This window comes from Arthrobacter sp. SLBN-53 (genome assembly GCF_006715585.1).
GTDB classification, from domain to species: Bacteria; Actinomycetota; Actinomycetes; order Mycobacteriales; family Mycobacteriaceae; genus Mycobacterium; species Mycobacterium neoaurum_A.
The window spans coordinates 570830-588115 of sequence record NZ_VFNN01000001.1 but is presented as its reverse complement, the minus strand read 5'-3'; the positions used below and the strand labels follow the sequence as shown (position 1 = coordinate 588115).

The 17286-nt window shown below is 65.7% G+C and carries 17 protein-coding genes; 12 read left to right on the top strand and 5 right to left on the bottom strand.

The annotated features are described in order from the left end of the window. Nucleotides 1–234: 234 nt before the first annotated feature. Nucleotides 235–1479, bottom strand: coding sequence for an IS110 family RNA-guided transposase (locus FBY28_RS02885; protein ID WP_064896048.1), 1245 nt, complete (start codon nucleotides 1477–1479; stop codon nucleotides 235–237). A 257-nt stretch (nucleotides 1480–1736) separates the two neighbouring features. Between FBY28_RS02885 and FBY28_RS02880 the strand changes: the two genes are divergently transcribed. The 6 genes from FBY28_RS02880 to FBY28_RS02855 all read left to right on the top strand — a co-directional run bounded on the left by FBY28_RS02880 (nucleotide 1737) and on the right by FBY28_RS02855 (nucleotide 7308). Then, nucleotides 1737–2237, top strand: a complete 501-nt coding sequence (locus FBY28_RS02880) for a BlaI/MecI/CopY family transcriptional regulator (RefSeq protein ID WP_286177686.1) — start codon at nucleotides 1737–1739, stop codon at nucleotides 2235–2237. Beyond that, complete coding sequence (locus FBY28_RS02875) at nucleotides 2234–3154, top strand: M56 family metallopeptidase (protein ID WP_141864132.1); 921 nt, start codon at nucleotides 2234–2236, stop codon at nucleotides 3152–3154. The genes FBY28_RS02880 and FBY28_RS02875 overlap by 4 nt, the downstream gene beginning before the upstream one ends. 374 nt (nucleotides 3155–3528) lie before the next feature. Beyond that, nucleotides 3529–3939, top strand: a complete 411-nt coding sequence (lpqS, locus tag FBY28_RS02870; protein ID WP_141864130.1) for a putative copper homeostasis (lipo)protein LpqS — start codon at nucleotides 3529–3531, stop codon at nucleotides 3937–3939. A gap of 41 nt (nucleotides 3940–3980) precedes the next feature. Next, entirely contained in the window at nucleotides 3981–5162 is a 1182-nt protein-coding gene (locus FBY28_RS02865; RefSeq protein ID WP_286177684.1) for a PLP-dependent cysteine synthase family protein, read from the top strand. Further along, nucleotides 5159–6421 (top strand): MFS transporter, encoded by a 1263-nt coding sequence (locus FBY28_RS02860; protein ID WP_141864128.1) that lies wholly within the window; start codon nucleotides 5159–5161, stop codon nucleotides 6419–6421. The genes FBY28_RS02865 and FBY28_RS02860 overlap by 4 nt, the downstream gene beginning before the upstream one ends. 260 nt (nucleotides 6422–6681) lie before the next feature. Beyond that, nucleotides 6682–7308 (top strand): winged helix-turn-helix transcriptional regulator, encoded by a 627-nt coding sequence (locus tag FBY28_RS02855; protein ID WP_216847464.1) that lies wholly within the window; start codon nucleotides 6682–6684, stop codon nucleotides 7306–7308. 33 nt (nucleotides 7309–7341) lie between these two features. Here the strand turns inward: FBY28_RS02855 and ripB are convergent, their stop codons facing one another. Together ripB and FBY28_RS02845 are read right to left on the bottom strand one after the other, a co-directional pair. After that, a complete protein-coding gene (gene ripB, locus FBY28_RS02850; protein WP_216847463.1) occupies nucleotides 7342–8013 on the bottom strand; it encodes an NlpC/P60 family peptidoglycan endopeptidase RipB in 672 nt (223 codons plus the stop codon). A gap of 615 nt (nucleotides 8014–8628) precedes the next feature. Continuing rightward, nucleotides 8629–9783 (bottom strand): L,D-transpeptidase, encoded by a 1155-nt coding sequence (locus FBY28_RS02845; RefSeq protein ID WP_286177680.1) that lies wholly within the window; start codon nucleotides 9781–9783, stop codon nucleotides 8629–8631. Between the two features lie 356 nt (nucleotides 9784–10139). Here FBY28_RS02845 and FBY28_RS02840 point away from each other — a divergent pair, with 356 nt between their 5' ends. From FBY28_RS02840 to FBY28_RS02820, 5 genes are all read left to right on the top strand, one after another. Next, nucleotides 10140–10514 (top strand): ArsR/SmtB family transcription factor, encoded by a 375-nt coding sequence (locus FBY28_RS02840; RefSeq protein ID WP_030133912.1) that lies wholly within the window; start codon nucleotides 10140–10142, stop codon nucleotides 10512–10514. Beyond that, on the top strand, nucleotides 10511–11626 hold the full coding sequence (gene arsB / locus FBY28_RS02835; protein WP_030133913.1) for an ACR3 family arsenite efflux transporter: 1116 nt from the start codon (nucleotides 10511–10513) through the stop codon (nucleotides 11624–11626). Before FBY28_RS02840 ends, arsB begins: the two co-directional genes overlap by 4 nt. A 4-nt stretch (nucleotides 11627–11630) precedes the next feature. Then, complete coding sequence (locus tag FBY28_RS02830; protein ID WP_141864122.1) at nucleotides 11631–12302, top strand: arsenate reductase ArsC; 672 nt, start codon at nucleotides 11631–11633, stop codon at nucleotides 12300–12302. 14 nt (nucleotides 12303–12316) lie between these two features. Continuing rightward, nucleotides 12317–12742, top strand: coding sequence for an arsenate-mycothiol transferase ArsC (locus FBY28_RS02825; protein ID WP_141864120.1), 426 nt, complete (start codon nucleotides 12317–12319; stop codon nucleotides 12740–12742). Nucleotides 12743–12813: 71 nt separating this feature from the next. Continuing rightward, nucleotides 12814–14223: an FAD-dependent oxidoreductase gene (locus FBY28_RS02820; RefSeq protein WP_141864118.1), complete on the top strand. Its 1410-nt coding sequence runs from the start codon at nucleotides 12814–12816 to the stop codon at nucleotides 14221–14223. A gap of 40 nt (nucleotides 14224–14263) precedes the next feature. On the opposite strand, the gene FBY28_RS02815 is transcribed toward FBY28_RS02820, so the two are convergent. Beyond that, nucleotides 14264–15487, bottom strand: coding sequence for an MFS transporter (locus tag FBY28_RS02815; protein WP_141864116.1), 1224 nt, complete (start codon nucleotides 15485–15487; stop codon nucleotides 14264–14266). After that, the gene (locus FBY28_RS02810) at nucleotides 15484–16833 is read right to left on the bottom strand and encodes an NAD(P)-binding domain-containing protein (protein ID WP_030133918.1); all 1350 of its coding nucleotides are present in this window, start codon (nucleotides 16831–16833) and stop codon (nucleotides 15484–15486) included. Before FBY28_RS02810 ends, FBY28_RS02815 begins: the two co-directional genes overlap by 4 nt. Nucleotides 16834–16920: 87 nt before the next feature. Between FBY28_RS02810 and FBY28_RS02805 the strand changes: the two genes are divergently transcribed. Continuing rightward, nucleotides 16921–17280: an ArsR/SmtB family transcription factor gene (locus FBY28_RS02805; RefSeq protein ID WP_081843341.1), complete on the top strand. Its 360-nt coding sequence runs from the start codon at nucleotides 16921–16923 to the stop codon at nucleotides 17278–17280. Nucleotides 17281–17286: the final 6 nt, after the last annotated feature.

The following is a 17286-nucleotide window of genomic DNA, read 5'->3' as shown; positions in this document are numbered from 1 at the left end:
CCGCGAGTCGGTCGGGCCAGTGCGCCGAGGTGTCATATCCCACTGCCTTCTAGCGCCATCTATCTACGTAGTTACTTAGTACGTAGTTGGAACGTACATCACTGCAGCATCAGGAGAAACGCCTGTCACAGTCTCAACTCGGTAACACCTGAGCGGGCGGCAGCATGTGCTTTTGGTCCGATGGGGCCGTGGCCTTGGAATGATTTCGATGGCGCACGCATGAGTTGCCCTGTGTCAAGCCGCCCTGGGTTGATCTTGGTTGATCAGCTTTTGGAGGGCCCTGTGTTGGGTGGGATCGTAGGCGACTTCGTCGTGCCAGCAGTGCCAGATGATGTAGAGCCAGGCGCGGGCGAGGATGCGCACGGCGTGGGGGTGGTCGTGTCCGCGGGCTCGGGCGCGGTTGTAGAGATCGGCCGCCCAGGGGTTGGCTCGACGACTGTCGCCGGCGAAGTCGCATACGGCGTCGCGGAGCTGTTTGTCTGCAGCCCAGCGGAATCCGACGTGTTTGACTTTCCCGGATTGGCGGGTGGAGGGGGCGACTCCGGCCAGGCACGCCAGCGATTCGGGTGTGGGGAACCGTGCGCGGCAGTCGCCGATTTCGGCGAGCAGTCGGGCGGCACGGAAGGTGCCCGAGCGTGGCAGGCTGGTGAAGATATGAGTATCGGCGTGAGCGTCGAGTTGCTCGGCGATGCTCTGGTCGAGGGTTTTGATCTGGGCGCTCACAGTGCTCAACACCTCGACGAAGGTCGCGGTGATGGTGGCACCGTCGATACCGGCGGCACCGCGAGGCGCGGCGGTGAGTCGTCGGTGCAGTTCACTGGCGTGGGTGCGGCCGCTGTAGCCGACGCTGGCCAGCCAGTTGGCCATCCGGGTGACCGAGAGCCAATCGGCGCGGTCCTGGCAGTCAAAGCGGGCCAAAAAGGCCAGGCTGATCGGCGAGTCGATATCGGCGAACAGCCCGACCGCGCCGGGAAAGACGATCATCAGATGAGCCCGCAGCTGGTTGGCGATCGCCACGCGGTGAGCGACCAGATTTTTACGGGCTCGGCAGGTCTGGCGCAGGGCCACCGTGGCCGGGCTGTCGGGCTGCAGGGGCCGCAGCCGGGTCCGGTCGGTGCGCAAGGTGTCGGCCAGGACGAACGCGTCGAAGCGGTCATCTTTGTTGCCGGCCGATCCGTAGCGCCCGCGCAGGTTCTTGAGTTGGTTGGGGCTGATCACCACGACGGTGATCCCAGCGTCGAGCAGGGCGTGTACGACCGGACCGTCGGGGCGTTCGATGGCGACTTCGCTGACACCGGCGCGTTGCAGTGTGGTGAGCAGATCTCGCAGCCCAACGGCGTTGTGACCGATCGTTTTGCGGGTGATCTCGCGGCCTTTGGCATCGACGATCGAGACCGCGTGATCATCGCAGGCCCAGTCGATTCCACACGTGAGCCCATTGGCGGGTTCCGTTGGCAGGGTATTTCGGGCAGACTTCATGACAGCCTCCTCGCTGCTAAGCCCAGTGGGGAGGCACCCTTATGTGCAGGTTCCGGGGCACGACTGCCGGTTCGCTCACTGAGCGGCGCTCGGTGGCGCATAGCCCTGTCGACGGTCAACGCGCCCCGGGTAACCACTGACCTCCGCAGAACTCATGCTGGACATCAACAGCGTCGAGCGAGCAGGGCGATAGATCAGCGGCACCTCGGGTGCATCGGCAATCCATCCAAGATCACCGACACAAGGATGGTGCACCAGTGAGCGGATCGACATCGGTGGCGCCGCCGCGGCGAGGTCCCGGCATCTGGGCTGTTGGCGGCTACATTAGGGAGCTGCAGGTGCCGCGCTGTGCGAATCGGCCACCTCGTCAGAGCGGGCAGGAGTTGCGGCGGATGGAACAGCGAGCTTTCGGCGATCTCGAAGCGGTGGTCATGGACTGGGTGTGGGATCACCAGGAGCCGGCCACGGTGCGTGATGTGTTCGAGGATTTGGCTCAGCAGCGACCCATCGCGTACACCACCGTGTTGTCGACCATGGACAACCTGTATCGCAAGCGGTGGCTCAAGCGGCAGCGCAGCGGCAAGGCCTATGTGTACCGGGCGGCGATGACTCGTGAGGAGCGGTCAGCGCGTCTGATGAAAGCCGCGTTCGACTCCGGTGGCGATACCAACACCGTGCTGGCATTTTTCCTTGAGCAGATGAGCGCTGAGCAATCCGCGCAGCTGAAGGCGGCTTTGCGTAAAGGCCGGCGGTCATGACGACGGCGCTGTGGCTGGTGCTTTACGGCGCCGTGCTGGCGTGGCTTGCTCCACCGGTACTGCGGCGCCTCACCGGTGGCGGAGTGAGTCCGTCTATGGGTGTGGCCGCCTGGCTGGCCACGGTTGCCGCCGTGCTTGCGGCGTGGCTGGCGGCAGTGGTGCTGGTGGTCAACGCGACGTCGAACAGCGTGCTGGACGGCTCGGTCGTGACCCTCTGCCTGGAACTGTTCGGGTTCTCCGATCACACCCCGCTGGCGGGACGCCTCGGGTCCATTGCTTTTATCGGTGGGGGACTGCTGGCCTCTGCGGTCGTGGCGCTGCGACTGGGACGCTGCCTGGCCAGGCTGCGCACCCGAAGCCATGAGCACGCAGAGGCCGCGCGGATCGTCGGTCGGCCCACCGACCATCCTCACGTCGTTGTCGTGGAGGCCGACCTCCCCGCCGCCTACTGTGTCATCGGCCGCCCCCATGCGATCGTCGTGACCTCGGCGGCCGTGAAATCGTTGAACCGGTCGCAACTGAAGGCGGTTCTTGCGCACGAGGATGCCCACCTGTCAGGGCATCATCACCACATTCTGATGGTGCTGCGTGCCCTCGCCGCCACCCTTCCTCGCCTTCCTTTGTTCGCCTGCGCGCATGAGGCTGTGGCGGAACTGCTGGAGATGTGTGCCGACGACACCGCCGCTCGTCGCGTCGGGACTCGTCCTTTACTCACGGGGTTGCTTGCGCTGGCCGGTCACCGACCTCCTGTGGCTGAAGGTCTGGCCGCGGCGGCGACGGCGGTCATCGCCCGAGCCGAGCGTCTGGTCACCCCAACCCGTCGGCACGTGCGGTGGCGTCACCGCGCTCTGCTGGTCGCCGCCATCACCACCATGCTCGCCACTCCGGCATTCATTCAGGTGCTCTGCCACCACTAGGTGTCGGTCGAACCCATCCGATCTGGGTGCGGGTCGGTGATGCGCACTTGGACGGACGAGGACCTTCGGCAGTCGGGTGTCTGCCCACTCAGCAAATCTCTCCCTGGCTGCCTGATGCTTGAGTTCACATCGCCAATTATCTCCGTAGTCAAACCGTAGATGACCAGTGTAAAGGCTGGTGTCACCGAGGTTGGAGTGATGGCATGCGCAGCGGTGAAATAAGCAGTACGGCAACGTTATCGGGCGAATGATGTGAAGGTTCTGATCGCTTCGCACGGGCCGCCGACGAGGACTGTCGCGGGCAGGTCACGACACGGCGTCGACTGCACGGCCGCCACTCCGTTCGGCGATCCGCTGCTACAGTCGGCAACATCGTGAGCTATATCGACGGGAGTTCCTCGCAGCGGCGACGCGCAGTCGTCGCTGTGTTCCTCGCGTTCTGGACCATCATTGTGGCTGCGGAATGGGCGCTGCCGGGGACCGAGGCGGCGCCAGCCCACGGACCCCACCCCCTTGCGAGCGCGGTGGGCGCGCCGGTGGCCGTCCAGCTCGACCATCCGCACATCTCCGAGGGCGGAAGTGCGCCGTCACCGGAGTCTTTTGCGGAAGCTGTCCTGCCGCGGGGGACAATCACGCTGATTGCCCTGGCCTTGGTCGGCGCTCTGGCTGTGTTGCCGGCGCTCTGGCGCTACGCGCCGCTTGCTCCTATTCGCGGTCCTCCGCGCTCACCCGTCGCACAGACCGGACGCGACGTGCTTGTCCGGCTGTGCATCGCGCGTCGCTGATCGGCTAGCGTCAGGCCCCGTCTTTTCTGGACCGGGGGCCGGTGACTGCTGCCCGCCACCAGCAGCCGCGCGTCAGTCGCGGCGTCAACAGAAGCGATATCCCCGACATGAATCACGCCGTTTCGATCAACCATGCCCACGACACAGACCGATTCGAGCGCCTACGGCTGGGCCGCTTTGAGCGGCCGGCCACGATGGTCGGGCAGACGCCCGTCCTGAGGATCGGCGCGCCGTTCACCACCGCAGGGCAGGGCTTTTGGGCCAAACTTGAGGGCTTCAACCCGGGCGGAATGAAGGACCGGCCCGCGCTGCATATGGTCGAACGCGCGCGCACCCGCGGGGTGCTCGCCCCGGGCGCCCGTATCGTCGAATCGACAAGTGGCACATTAGGATTGGGGCTCGCTCTTGCGGGCACTGTGTACGGTCACCCCGTCACCTTGGTCACTGACCCCGGCATGGAACCGATCATCCAACACATGCTCGCCGCGTTCGGCGCGCACATCGAACTGGTGACCGAGCCTCACGAGCGCGGCGGCTGGCAGCAGGCCCGCACGCAACGCGTGCAGGAGATTCTGGCCACCGATCCGCACGCGTGGCATCCCGACCAGTACAACAATCCGGACAACGTGGAGGCCTACCGCGGGCTGGCGGTCGAATTGAATGACCAGCTTGGATCTGTGGATGTGTTGGTGTGTTCGGTCGGCACCGGGGGACACTCGGCAGGCGTGGCCCGGGTCTTGCGGGAATTCAATCCCGGCCTGCAGCTGATCGGCGTCGACACGGTGGGCTCGACAATCTTTGGGCAGCGCGCCACCACTCGACTCATGCGCGGCCTCGGCTCCAGCATCTTCCCGGGCAACGTCGATTACGGCGCTTTCAACGAAGTGCACTGGGTCGCGCCGGCGGATGCGGTATGGGCCTGCCGAACCCTGGCGGCCACCCACTATGCCAGTGGCGGGTGGAGTGTGGGCGCGGTCGCGTTGGTGGCCGGGTGGGCTGCGCGCAATAGCGACCCGGGCACCACGGTCGCCGCCATTTTCCCTGACGGCCCGCAGCGCTATTTCGACACCGTCTATAACGACGACTATTGCCGCACCCATGGTCTGTTGGACAAGGTTCCGTCCAATGAACCAGCCACCGTTGACGACCCGATGACACACGCGGTCACGACCTGGACGCGGTGCCCCGTGGTCGTTGACCCCACGCAGGTGGTGCCGCGATGACACTGCTGTCTGGGTTCCGCAGCTTCGGCTGGCCAAGCCGCATGTTGATGATCAACCAGTTCGGGATCAACCTCGGTTTCTACATGCTCATGCCCTATCTGGCTGGCTATCTGGCTGGGCCCCTGGGCCTGGCTGCATGGGCCATCGGGCTCGTGCTCGGGGTCCGCAACTTCTCCCAGCAGGGCATGTTCATCATCGGTGGCACGCTGGCCGATCGCCTGGGCTACAAACCCCTCATTGTGAGCGGATGCGTGCTGCGCACCGCAGGATTCGGGCTTCTGGTGGTCGCCGACTCGCTACCGGCAGTGTTGGTGGCTTCGGCGGCAACGGGTTTCGCCGGAGCGCTTTTCAACCCGGCGGTGCGTGCGTACTTGGCCGCCGATGCGGGCCCTCGACGGGTGGAAGCGTTCGCGCTGTTTAACGTGTTCTATCAAGCGGGCATCCTCGCGGGGCCGTTGGTGGGCCTGGCGTTGATGTTCGTTGACTTCAAGATGACTGCTGCGGCCGCGGCGCTCGTCTTCGCGGCGCTGACAGTGGCGCAGCTGTTCGCACTGCCGCAACGTGCTGTGACTCCAGCACAGGAGAAGACCTCGGTGCTTCAGGACTGGCGGGCAGTCGCGGCCAATCGCTCGTTCCTGTTATTCGCCGTGGCGATGATCGGTTCCTATGTGCTGTCGTTCCAGGTGTATCTGGCGATGCCGCTGCAGGCGCGATACTTGTTTCCCCAAAACGACTCCGTGGTCACCGCAATGATTTTCGTTGTCTCCGGGGTGGTGGCGGTGCTTGGACAGATGCGGATCACACGGTGGTTTGCGCGTCGTTGGGGTTCGGGGCGGTCGCTGGCGATCGGCATGCTGATTCTGGCGTTGTCGTTTCTGCCGCTGATCGTGTTTCCTGATGATCAGCGAGTCGGCCGTGTTGCTGCGGCGACAGCGCTGCTCATCGCGGCGGCCGTGCTGGCGGTCGGCTCGGCTGCGGTGTTCCCGTTCGAAATGGATACCGTCGTCTCCCTGGCCGACAACCGGCTCGTCGGAACTCATTACGGCTTCTATAACACGATCGTCGGCGTTGGCATCCTCGTCGGCAACCTGGCAACAGGCTCGTTGATGCAACTCACCCGTGAGGCGGGGCGGCCGGAACTTTTGTGGGTGTTGTTGACAGTTATCGGATTACTGTCGGCGGTTGCGCTGTACCGACTGGATCTGCGAGGACGGCTGGGGTCAGCGCCGGAGGCCGTAACCGAAGCGAACCAACGTTGAACTCTCCGGTCGACGCGTCATCTACGTAGTAACTACGTAGATGACGGTAGGCTGTCTCGTGAGCGGCGCAGTAAGGAATGCGGGCGCGTTGGGTTTTCTTGAGCGGCGAGGAGAGTGCCACGACGATCGAGTCGCACCGTCTTGTCGCTGATTCCATACCGCCAGCGGCGGCCGCCGGCCGCATCCGTGTGCTGCTAGTGGAGCCTCGACGCATCTATGCGACCACTGTGGCGTGACACCTGCTCGCCGGCGATTTCGCCGTGGAGGTGGCCTACTCGTCTGGCGCTGCACTCACAGCGCTGCGCGAGTGTGATCCCGATGTGGTCGTGGTGTGCGTCGGCACTCAGGGGCTGGGCGCGGCCATGCTTGACCGCATCCGTCAGGAAACTCAGGTCGGCGTGGTTGCTCTCAGCGACGGCGATGTCACCCCCCTGCTCCTTACCGCCGGCACCGTCTCGGTGGACGACATCGAGGCGCTGAACGCGCGAATTCGGTTGGCGCTGAGGAAGTGCCGTGTCCACGGCGAACGACGTGACGGCGGCCGCAGCGACGAGACGCACCGTCGTGAGATCGGAGATCTCCTTATCGATCTGGTCGGGCGCCGGGTGTTCCTCCGCGGCGAGGCGCTGCCACTGACCCGCACAGAGTTTGAGGTTCTCTGCACGCTGGCGGAGAGTCCGGGTGAAGCGGTGACCTGTCGTCAATTGCAGTTGAGCCTGTGGGGGGATGCGTCTGCCGGCGGCCGGAACACTCTGGGGGTGCATGTGGGTCAGCTTCGGCGCAAGCTGGGTGACGATCCGGCATCACCGCGGTACCTCCGTACGGTGCGCGGGACCGGCTACTGCCTCACAGCCGACGGGGGGCAGCGAATGCCGGGTGCGTCGTAGCGATCCAACTGGTGACCGGTTGCGGGGGAGCAGTCAGCTTTCGATGATGCGAACGACGTACGGAGTCATCCCTGACATGCGCACCGGTGAGATTTTGATCGGGACGCCCGTCTGCTGCGCCTCAAGCATTTGGCCGCCGCCCAAGTAGATTGCTTCGTGCTGACTGCCGCCCGGCCCCCAGAACAGCAAATCGCCTCGCTTCGCTTGGGCGGGTGGCACTTTGCGGCCGGCGTTGTATTGGTCGCCGGACCATCGCGGGAGCAGCACTCCGACGCCGGCGAACGCGAACCGTGTCAGACCAGAACAGTCAAAGCCCACGGTGCCTGCCCCCTGGTCGACGCCGCGGCTGGGACCGGTGAGGCTTCCGCCACCCCAGGAGTAGGGAACACCAATTTGTGTTCCCGCCCTGCGAATCACGTACTCGATCGCTTGCGCACCATTGACCCGATTGCCACGCACGCTCGTCGACGGATCCGCGGCGGGACTGACAATTCCCAGGCTGCTGAGGAAGCTGCGACCCATGCTCATGGCTGTCTGCGTCGCCATGGCCGTTGCCTGCAGGGATGCGTTCGCGATGGCAACCGGATCGCCGGGAGCGCCCGCGCTCGGCATCTTTGGCAGCAGTGGGTCCCACGGGCCGGCGGCAGGTTGGGCCGACGTGATCGGTGCGCACGCGAGGAGGAGCGCGACGACGATGGCGATCACACCGGGGAGCCGTCGAACGCGGCCCGCTACACGAGTTGCGGGGTCGCAGCGATCGGCACGGGCAGCTGCCGCACCCTTGCTTCGAACGTGTAATCCCATGTCTTCTCCTCGGTGCTCCGCGCGGTGAGCTATCACGCACCACTAGCGGGGCTGAATCGCATACGCACGGCGCAGCACCAAAATACGTAGCTCCTACGTAGAAAAGCGTAACTCACAAAAGCCCCACCAGTAACAGCAGCCACATAATTACAATGGTGAAATTCGCTGCGGCAGTTGGCGATTTGGATGCTGCATTACCGGGCTCAGGCGTTTCGCGGTCGGGAAGGCGCGCGTGAATAGCGCCTGGGGTGAACGCACATTGTGCGAGCTTCACGGAGAAGGGGGCACTATGGACGGTCGTCGGGGTCAGTCGTTCTGCCCCGAGCGGTCACGTGAAGCATCGTCGGCGGCAGCGCACCGCCTTCGGTCACCGGGGAGTTGACGGGCTCCAGCTGCGCGACAACCGCCCGAATGGCAACGGCCCTTCGGAACGGCACTCAAAGGTACTGCGGGACAATGGCATTAAGAGTCTCCGTGCAGTGAAGCAGTATCGGCTTGTCAAGCACCTTTCGATGGTCAGAGGTTGGCGTTTCCGGTCTTCCATTGCTCCCAGGGGACGTTCCAGTCGCCGAGACCGTCGGTTCCTGAAAGGGTGGGGCCGGTCGTGTTGATCACTTCGACGATGTCGCCGCGTCGGGTGTTGTCGTAGAACCAGCGGGCATTCGCTGGATTGACGTTGAGACATCCGTGGCTGACATTGGCGATGCCTTGGCTGCCCACCGACCATGGGGCCGAGTGCACGTAGATGCCGCTGTACGACATTTGCGTTGCCCATTCGACTTCGGTGCGGTACCCGTCGGGTGAGTTGACGGGGACTCCGTAGGTGGACGAATCCATCACCAGGAATGAGTAACGGTCGCCGATGATGTAGGCGCCGTTGTCGGTGGGTGTTGTGGCTTTGCCCATGGACAGGGGCATGGTTTTGACGACTTCGCCGTTGCGCCGCACGGTCATCGTCTTGGTGGCGTCATCGGCGGTGGCGATGATCTGGTCGCCGATGGTGAAGCGCGTGGTGACGTCATCCTGGCCGAAGAGCCCGTCGCCGAAGTCGACACCGTAAGCCTTAACTGACACCTCAACCTTCGTGCCGGGCTCCCAGTACTCGGCGGGGCGCCAGCGGACTTCACGATTGCTGAGCCAGTAGAACGCACCCTCAACCGATGGGTTCGTGGTCACGGTGATCGCCTGCTGGGCCGCCGCTCGGTTCGTGATGTTCTCGTCAAAGCGAATCGCAATGGGTTGACCCACGCCCACCGTTTCGCCGTCATTGGGCAACACGTAGGGCATCGTCAGGTTTTCGGGGGAATGGGTTTCGAATGTTGCGCTGGTGCTTGTCGTTCCGCCAAGTCCTTGTGCGTGCGCCTGCAGGGTGTACTGCTTGTTGTAGCCAAGCGGTTCCGCCGAGGACCAGGTAACGCCGTCGGGGCCCAGCTGCCCGTCGACAAGTTCGCCCGCCTCGTTGGTCAGCGATACTTGGCCGAGAACACCGCCGCCGGCGGTAACGGTTACGGGGGAGTCGACAGCGACGCCGATTGCACCATCGGTGACGGACGCTTCGAGTTTCGGTACGAGCAAGTCTGCGTAGGGCGTGCCCTTGTCGGTGATGACGTCGGGGGTGGGCGCCGCCGCCGGAGTCGAGGTGCAGGCGGCCGCTATCAGCAGCACCGCCACCGCGACGACGGTCGTGCGCAGCCAGTGCGTCGTCGCTCGAAGCTGTGGGGGACAGCCTGTCTGCGGCATGAGTGGGGCTCTCCGTATCGGGTTGTCGTCATCGGCTTACGGGCGGGGCACCCTCTGGCGCGTCGTGAGGGCCGGTCGCGGGCGACGGCGCACCGTTCACGGGTATGCCCTCAGTGTGCTGATGCGTCGTTTGGCTTTCTTAGTCCTTCGATGAAGATTCGATAAAGGCGCCGCGTTGGTCTGCAAAGTGTGTTGGCGGACTGCGGGGACGGGCCGGGTGCGCGCGGCGTGCGGTGTTCACACATCGTTCGCTTGCATCTTGGTTCGATAGTCGTCAATATCGATGTATGTCGAATCCGGAGGGACTGGCCGCAGATGCTTGCTGCGTCACGCCACCGCTGTTGCGCGAGCCACTGACTGAGCCGGCGGCTGCCGAGATGGCCAAGAAGTTGAAGGCGCTGGCTGATCCGGTGCGGCTGCGGCTGTTCAGTGCGATCGCCAGTCATTCCGGTGGGGAGGCGTGCGTGTGTGACGTCTCGGGTGGCATCGACGTCTCCCAGCCCACGGTGTCGCATCACCTCAAGGTCCTGCGTGCCGCCGGCCTGCTCACTTCTGAGCGTAGGGCGTCGTGGGTGTACTACGCCGTGGTCCCGGAAGCGCTGCGTGACCTCTCGGCGTTGTTGGATCTCAACGCGGCCGCGCTGGCGGGGGTGACGGCATGACCGACACGGTGGCCTCGAGTTCCTCAGCGCCGGTGATCGCCAAGTTGTCCACTTTGGACCGCTTCTTACCTGTGTGGATCGGTGTCGCGATGGTCGCCGGCCTGCTGCTGGGTCGATGGATCCCGGGTCTGAATACCGCGCTGGAAAGTGTGCAGATCGACGGGATTTCGTTGCCGATCGCCCTGGGCCTGTTGATCATGATGTATCCGGTGCTGGCCAAGGTCCGCTATGACCGCCTCAATACCGTGACCGGGGACCGCAAACTGCTGCTCAGCTCGTTATTTTTGAACTGGGTGTTCGGGCCGGCGTTGATGTTCGCGCTGGCGTGGCTGATGCTGCCCGATCTGCCGGAGTACCGGACTGGGCTGATCATCGTCGGGCTGGCGCGCTGCATTGCCATGGTCATCATCTGGAATGACCTGGCCTGCGGCGATCGGGAAGCCGCCGCCGTGTTGGTGGCGTTGAACTCGATTTTTCAGGTCATCATGTTCGCGGTCTTGGGCTGGTTCTACCTGTCGGTGCTGCCCGGCTGGCTGGGTCTGGAGCAGACCACCATCGACACTTCGCCGTGGCAGATCGCCAAATCGGTTCTCATCTTCCTCGGTATCCCCCTGTTGGCCGGGTACTTGTCGCGTCGGATCGGCGAGAAGGCCAAGGGCCGCGACTGGTACGAGTCGAAGTTCCTGCCCCGGATCGGGCCGTGGGCGCTCTATGGGCTGCTGTTCACCGTCGTGATTCTCTTTGCGCTGCAAGGTGAACAGATCACTAGCCGGCCTCTCGACGTGGTGCGGATCGCGCTGCCCCTGCTGGTGTACTTCGCGATCATGTGGGGCGGTGGCTATCTGCTGGGCGCCGCGATCGGCCTGGGCTATCAACGAACCACCACCTTGGCGTTCACCGCGGCGGGCAACAACTTCGAGTTGGCCATCGCGGTCGCGATCGCCACTTACGGCGCCACCTCCGGGCAAGCCCTGGCCGGGGTGGTGGGCCCACTGATCGAGGTTCCCGTGCTGGTCGCCTTGGTCTACGTCTCGCTGGCGCTGCGCCGACGCTTCCGCGACCACACCACCGAACCCGCCGCAATCCACCCGTCCACGACACAGGAGTCGTAACACCATGTTTGACAGCCCCGCCGCCCTGCGTTCGCACCGCGACCTCTCGATCGATCAACAGCACGCACTCAAGACCGCGGCCACCCGGTTGGAACGCGACTTCGGCGCCAGCTTCGGCGTCGAGACCATCGAGAGGTTCCTGAGCACCTCCTATGACCAGTTCGCCGGCCGCGCCACCGTCCCCAACTTTCTGCCCTTATTGGCCGAAAGGTTCGCCCGTCAACGCCTGCACGCCCTGGCCCGAGTCGAGGGCAAGATCAGCGACGGCAAGCCCACGGTGCTGTTCCTGTGCACCCACAACGCCGGCCGGTCTCAGATGGCGCTGGGCTTCTTCACCCATCTCGCCGGCGAGGACGCGGTGGCCTGGTCGGGAGGCTCCGAACCTGGCGATGCCATCAACCCGTCCGCGGTCGTGGCGATGGCCGAGGTTGGCATCGACATCACCGGGGAGTTCCCCAAACCCTGGACCGACGAGATCGTCCAGGCAGCCGACGTGGTGATCACTATGGGCTGCGGAGATGCCTGCCCGATCTTCCCCGGCAAGCGCTATGAGAACTGGGACCTACCCGACCCGGAAGGCCAGGACGTCGATGCGGTCCGCCCGATCCGCGACGACCTCGAAGAACGCGTCCGCCGCCTCCTCGCGGAACTCCATGTCACCGCACGGCAGAACTAGGAGCACAGGACCCGATGACTGACTCTTCGACACCTTCGGTGTTGTTCGTGTGCGTGAAGAACGGCGGCAAGTCGCAGATGGCGGCTGGTCTCATGCGTCAGCTCGCCGGGGACACCGTGGCCGTGTATTCGGCCGGCACCAAACCTGGTGCCGCGGTCAACGATCTGTCCGCCCAAGCCCTGTTGGAGGTGGGCGTCGACATCGCCGGTGAGCAGCCCACGCCGGTGGACTACGAGCTGGCCCGCGACGTCGATCTGGTGGTCACCCTCGGCCGGGAAGCCCTACTCGATCCGCTGCCGGGCACCCGGGTGGAGAACTGGGACACCGACGAACCGTCTGAGCGCGGCATCGACGGCCTAGACCGGATGCGCCTGGTCCGCGACGACATCATCGCCCGCGTGCAACGCCTCCACACCACGCTCACCAACGCATCTGCCTGACGCAGCTCGCTTTCACGCTGCACCGCGGCAGCACCCACCCTTCCCACTCGATGTACCGAGGAGACTTCGTCATGCCCGCACGCCATATCGTCGCCATCGGCGGCAGCGACGCCGGAATCAGCGCTGCCCTGCGCATCCGTGAACTCGACCCCAGCACCGACGTCACCGTGGTCGTCGCCGACGCCTATCCCAACTTCTCCATCTGCGGCATCCCCTATTACGTCTCCGGGGAGGTCTCGCACTGGACCCATCTGGCGCACCGCACCGCCGACGACCTGGCCGCCACCGGCATGCGGGTCCTCACCGACACCCGCGCCACCGGAATCAACGCCGCCGAACACACCCTCGACGTCCTCGACCCCACCGGGGCACCCACCGAACTGTCCTATGACGCCCTGATCGTGGGCACCGGCGCCGTCAGTGCCCGCCCACCCATCACCGGACTGACCGGACCGGACGCCCTCGGCCCCAAAGATGGCGTGCACCTGCTGCATTCGATGGGCGACACCTTCGCCGTCATGGACTCCCTGGAGCAACGCCAACCAGCCACCGCGGTCATCATCGGCGCCGGTTACATCGGCCTGGAGATGGCCGAAGGGCTCACCACCCGCGGTATTGCCGTCACCCAGATCGAGGCGCTAGCCGAGGTGTTGCCGACCGTCGATCCCGAGCTGGGCGCCTTGGTCCACGACGCACTGGAACGCCACGGCGTGCAGGTCCTCACCCACACCACCGTTTCCGCCGTCACCCGCACAGACACCGGAGCGATCACGGTGACCGCCCACCGTGGTGGTGAAACACTGCAGCAGACAGTCGATTTCGTGCTCGTCGTGGTCGGTGTGAAGCCTGATGTGGAGCTGGCCGTCGACGCCGGCGCCGAACTCGGAATCAAAGGCGCGATCGCCGTCGATGAGGCGATGCGCACCAACCTGCCGGATGTGTTCGCCGCCGGGGACTGCGTACACACCCACCACCGCCTCCTCGGCGTGACGTGGCTGCCGCTGGGCACCACCGCCCACAAGCAAGGCCGGGTCGCGGGGGAGAACGCTGTCGGCGGTTCAGCGCGGTTCGCCGGCAGCCTCGGCACCCAGGTGGTCAAGGTCTTCGACTTGGTGGCCGCCCGGACCGGGCTGCGTGATCACGAAGTGCTGGCCGCCGACCGCGGGTGGACACCGGTCACCACCACGGCCACCCCGGATGACCACAAGGCCTACTACCCGGGCGCCACCCCGATTCACATCCGAATCACCGGCGACGAACATACCGGCCGGCTGTTGGGTGCCCAGCTGGTCGGACACCGCAGCGCCGAGGTGTCCAAGCGGGTCGACACCTACGCTGCCGCACTGTTTCACGAGATGAGCGTCGAGGGCTTCTCCGAGCTGGACCTGTCCTACACCCCGCCGCTGGGATCACCCTGGGATGCAACGCAAATGGCCACCCAGACCTGGGCGCGCCACCTCCGGGCGAAGGCATTCAGCTGACCTCCCGGCTGCACCGGATCGGAGCCCACGCCGAAAGCGGCTAGATCCGGACGACCGGAGCGGGGGTCTGAACCCGGGGCCTGGTGGCCACCGCTATCAGTGCCCCCGCTGCGGCGATCGCACCGAGGGCGACGAACATCGCGGCGTAGCTACCGAGAAGGCTGGCCAGAGCCGCGCCGACGAACGGGCCGACCGCGGTAGCGATCATGATCGGCGCGGACAGGATGCCGCTGAGATGGCCGTAATGGGTGGGGCCCCACCTTTCGGTGACCGCGGTGGCCTGCAGCAAGGTCATGATGCCGCGGATCACTCCCGCCCCGATCGCCACCACGACCAGCGCAGCGAAACTGCTGAACAGCCCCAGCAGCGCGGTGGTGGCGGCGACGCCGGCCATGACGAGCACCGTGCGGGGCACGACACCGACGCGGCGCACCAACCTCTGATAGCCCAGGCGGCCCAACACCTGCCCGGCGCCGCCCAAGCCAAGCGCAACCGCCGCGGCACCGGTGCTGATGCCACGTTGACTCATCAACGGCACCAGGTTCGCGATCACCGCATACGAGGCGAGCCCGGCGAGCGCGAACGCCGCGATCAACGCCAGGAACGGCCCGCTCCGAGCGGTGCGGGTCGGCGCCTCGACATGCTGATGCGTGGTGGTCACCGCCGGCCATGGGCGCCGCAAGCCGAAGAAGTGCGCCGGGATGGTGATCACCGCCATCACGGCAGCCAGAACAAGATACGTGTGACGCCAACTCATCTGGGCTGACAGTGCCGCGGTTAAAGGGGCGAACACGGTGCTGGCGAAACCAGCCACCAGCGTCAACGCGGTCAGTGCACGCACGGCGTCGGTGCCGAAGAACCGGGTCAGCGCCGCGAACGCGGGCGCATAGAACACCGCGCTCATCGCCACCCCGGCCAGCACCCAGGCCGCGACGAACCAGCCGTAGTTCGGCGCCGTCACAACCGCCACCACCGCGAGGCTGCCCAGGATGGAGCCGGCGGTCATGATCCAGCGCGGACCCACCCGGTCCAACCACCGCCCAATAGGGATGCCCACCAATGCCGCGGTCACCAACCCCGCGGAGAACGCGGCCGTCACCGCCGGCGGGGACCAGCCGGTGTCGGCGCTGATCTGCTCCGAAAGCACGGTGAAGGCGTAGTACAGCACGCCCCAGCTGCTGATCTCGGTGACACACAACGTCACCAACACCCAGCGCAGCCCGTGAGCTGCACCGGGCGCCGGATGAGGATTGGCCTGGGTCATCCGCCAATGGGGTTCAGCGACAACGACAGCAGCTGCGGTGCCGAGTTCTGCGACGTCGGGGCTGGTCCGCAGCACCCGCCCCCGGCGTTCTCGCCCTCGGGGCTGTCGAACAAGCCCGCCCCGTTGCACACCCCGGTATCGGGCAACGTCAGCTCGACCCGGCTCGCGGCCTCGTGGTCGCCGGCCAGCTCGGCGGCGATGCTGCGGACCTGCTCGTAGCCGGTCATCGCCAGGAACGTCGGCGCCCGGCCGTAGGACTTCATGCCCACGATGTACAGATTCGGCTCGGGGTGGGCCAATTCGGCGGCGCCGTGCGGCAATACGCTGCCGCAGGAGTGCATGTTCGGATCGATCGAGCCTGCCAGGTTGATCGGGGCCTGCAGGATCGGGTCCAGCGCGATGCGCATCTCCGACAGGAACGACAGGTCCGGCCGGAACCCGGTGAGCACCACCACGTGATCGGCTGGCGCCAAAGCGCGCCCGTCCTCGGCGGTCACCACCGCGCGGCCGTCGACCAGATCGATGCGCTCGGTGCGGAATCCGGTCGACAGCGACACCCGGCCCGCCTCGACCGCTTCCTTGGATCGCACACCCAGAGCGCCGCGCTGGGGCAGTTCATCGGCGGCGCCCCCGCCGAAGGTGTCCTCGGAGACCCCGCGGCGCAGTACCCACGTCACCGTCGTCGAGGGATCCTTGCGGACCACCTCGCCGAGCTGGATCACCGCGGTCATCGCCGAATGCCCGCTGCCGACCACCACCACGTGCTTGCCTGCCAAACTTGAGGCCTGCGCGAGGGTCGGCGGAACATAGGTCAGCACCCCGGAGGTCGCTGCCGCGCGTTCCCCGATCGCCGGAACCCCGTCAGCGCCAGCAGGGTTGGGCTGGCCCCAGGTGCCCGAGGCGTCAATGACCGCCTGGGCCTGCACCCGGCACTCCGTTCCGTCAGCGTTGCTCACGTGCACGACGAACGGCGTCTCGGCACGACCAGGCGTGACGAGCCGGTCCCGGCCCAACCGGGACACCGCCTCCACTCGCGCGCCGTACTGGACCCGTTCACCCAAGGCGCCCGCCAACGGTGCCAGGTAGTCGTCGATCCACTCCCGGCCGGTCGGGAATCCGGAAGCGGAGGCCGTCCAGCCCGTCGGCTCCAACAGTCGTTCGGCGGCGGGGTCCACCAGTTCGGGCCACGGGGAGAACGTGCGCACGTGCTCCCACTGCTCGACGGCCGATCCTGGACCTTGGCCGGCCTCCAACACCAGCGGGGTGAGTCCGCGCTCCAGTAGATGCGCGGCCGCCGCCAGACCCAGCGGTCCGGCCCCGATCACTACGACGGGCAGCTCTGACATGCCCCACTCCTCTCATCGACGTTCTTCGATGGGACTGATCGTGCTTGACGCATCGACGTTTGTCAATGCGTGTGCCATCATGAGGACATGGCAACCGCGACCGCACCGTTGACCTCAAGTGATGTGGCCAGCTGCTGCTCACCGCTGACCGGCGGCGTGCTGGACACCGCTGCCGCCGAACGACTCGCCTCGGTGTTCAAGGCGCTTGCCGACCCGGCACGGGTCAAACTGGTGTCGCTCATCGCCGCATCAGACGGTGGGGAAGCCTGCATCTGCGACCTCACCGAGCCACTTGGGCTGAGCCAACCCACGGTGTCCCATCACATGAAGCTGCTCGTCGACAGCGGCCTCGTCAGCCGCGACCAACGCGGCAAGTGGGCCTACTACCGCGTCAATGTCGCAGCCCTGGACCGCATCGCCACCGCAATGTCGACGCATTCAGAATGACCATCG

What these genes read in the sequence shown, in the direction of transcription:
- FBY28_RS02820 (WP_141864118.1), top strand. Translation starts at nt 12,814, where the DNA reads ATGCCCGCACGCCATATCGTCGCCATCGGCGGCAGCGACGCCGGAATC.
- FBY28_RS02860 (WP_141864128.1), top strand. Translation starts at nt 5,159, where the DNA reads ATGACACTGCTGTCTGGGTTCCGCAGCTTCGGCTGGCCAAGCCGCATG.
- FBY28_RS02840 (WP_030133912.1), top strand. Translation starts at nt 10,140, where the DNA reads ATGTCGAATCCGGAGGGACTGGCCGCAGATGCTTGCTGCGTCACGCCA.
- FBY28_RS02830 (WP_141864122.1), top strand. Translation starts at nt 11,631, where the DNA reads ATGTTTGACAGCCCCGCCGCCCTGCGTTCGCACCGCGACCTCTCGATC.
- FBY28_RS02810 (WP_030133918.1), bottom strand. Translation starts at nt 16,833, where the DNA reads ATGTCAGAGCTGCCCGTCGTAGTGATCGGGGCCGGACCGCTGGGTCTG.
- arsB (WP_030133913.1), top strand. Translation starts at nt 10,511, where the DNA reads ATGACCGACACGGTGGCCTCGAGTTCCTCAGCGCCGGTGATCGCCAAG.
- FBY28_RS02885 (WP_064896048.1), bottom strand. Translation starts at nt 1,479, where the DNA reads ATGAAGTCTGCCCGAAATACCCTGCCAACGGAACCCGCCAATGGGCTC.
- FBY28_RS02805 (WP_081843341.1), top strand. Translation starts at nt 16,921, where the DNA reads ATGGCAACCGCGACCGCACCGTTGACCTCAAGTGATGTGGCCAGCTGC.
- FBY28_RS02815 (WP_141864116.1), bottom strand. Translation starts at nt 15,487, where the DNA reads ATGACCCAGGCCAATCCTCATCCGGCGCCCGGTGCAGCTCACGGGCTG.
- FBY28_RS02825 (WP_141864120.1), top strand. Translation starts at nt 12,317, where the DNA reads ATGACTGACTCTTCGACACCTTCGGTGTTGTTCGTGTGCGTGAAGAAC.
- FBY28_RS02875 (WP_141864132.1), top strand. Translation starts at nt 2,234, where the DNA reads ATGACGACGGCGCTGTGGCTGGTGCTTTACGGCGCCGTGCTGGCGTGG.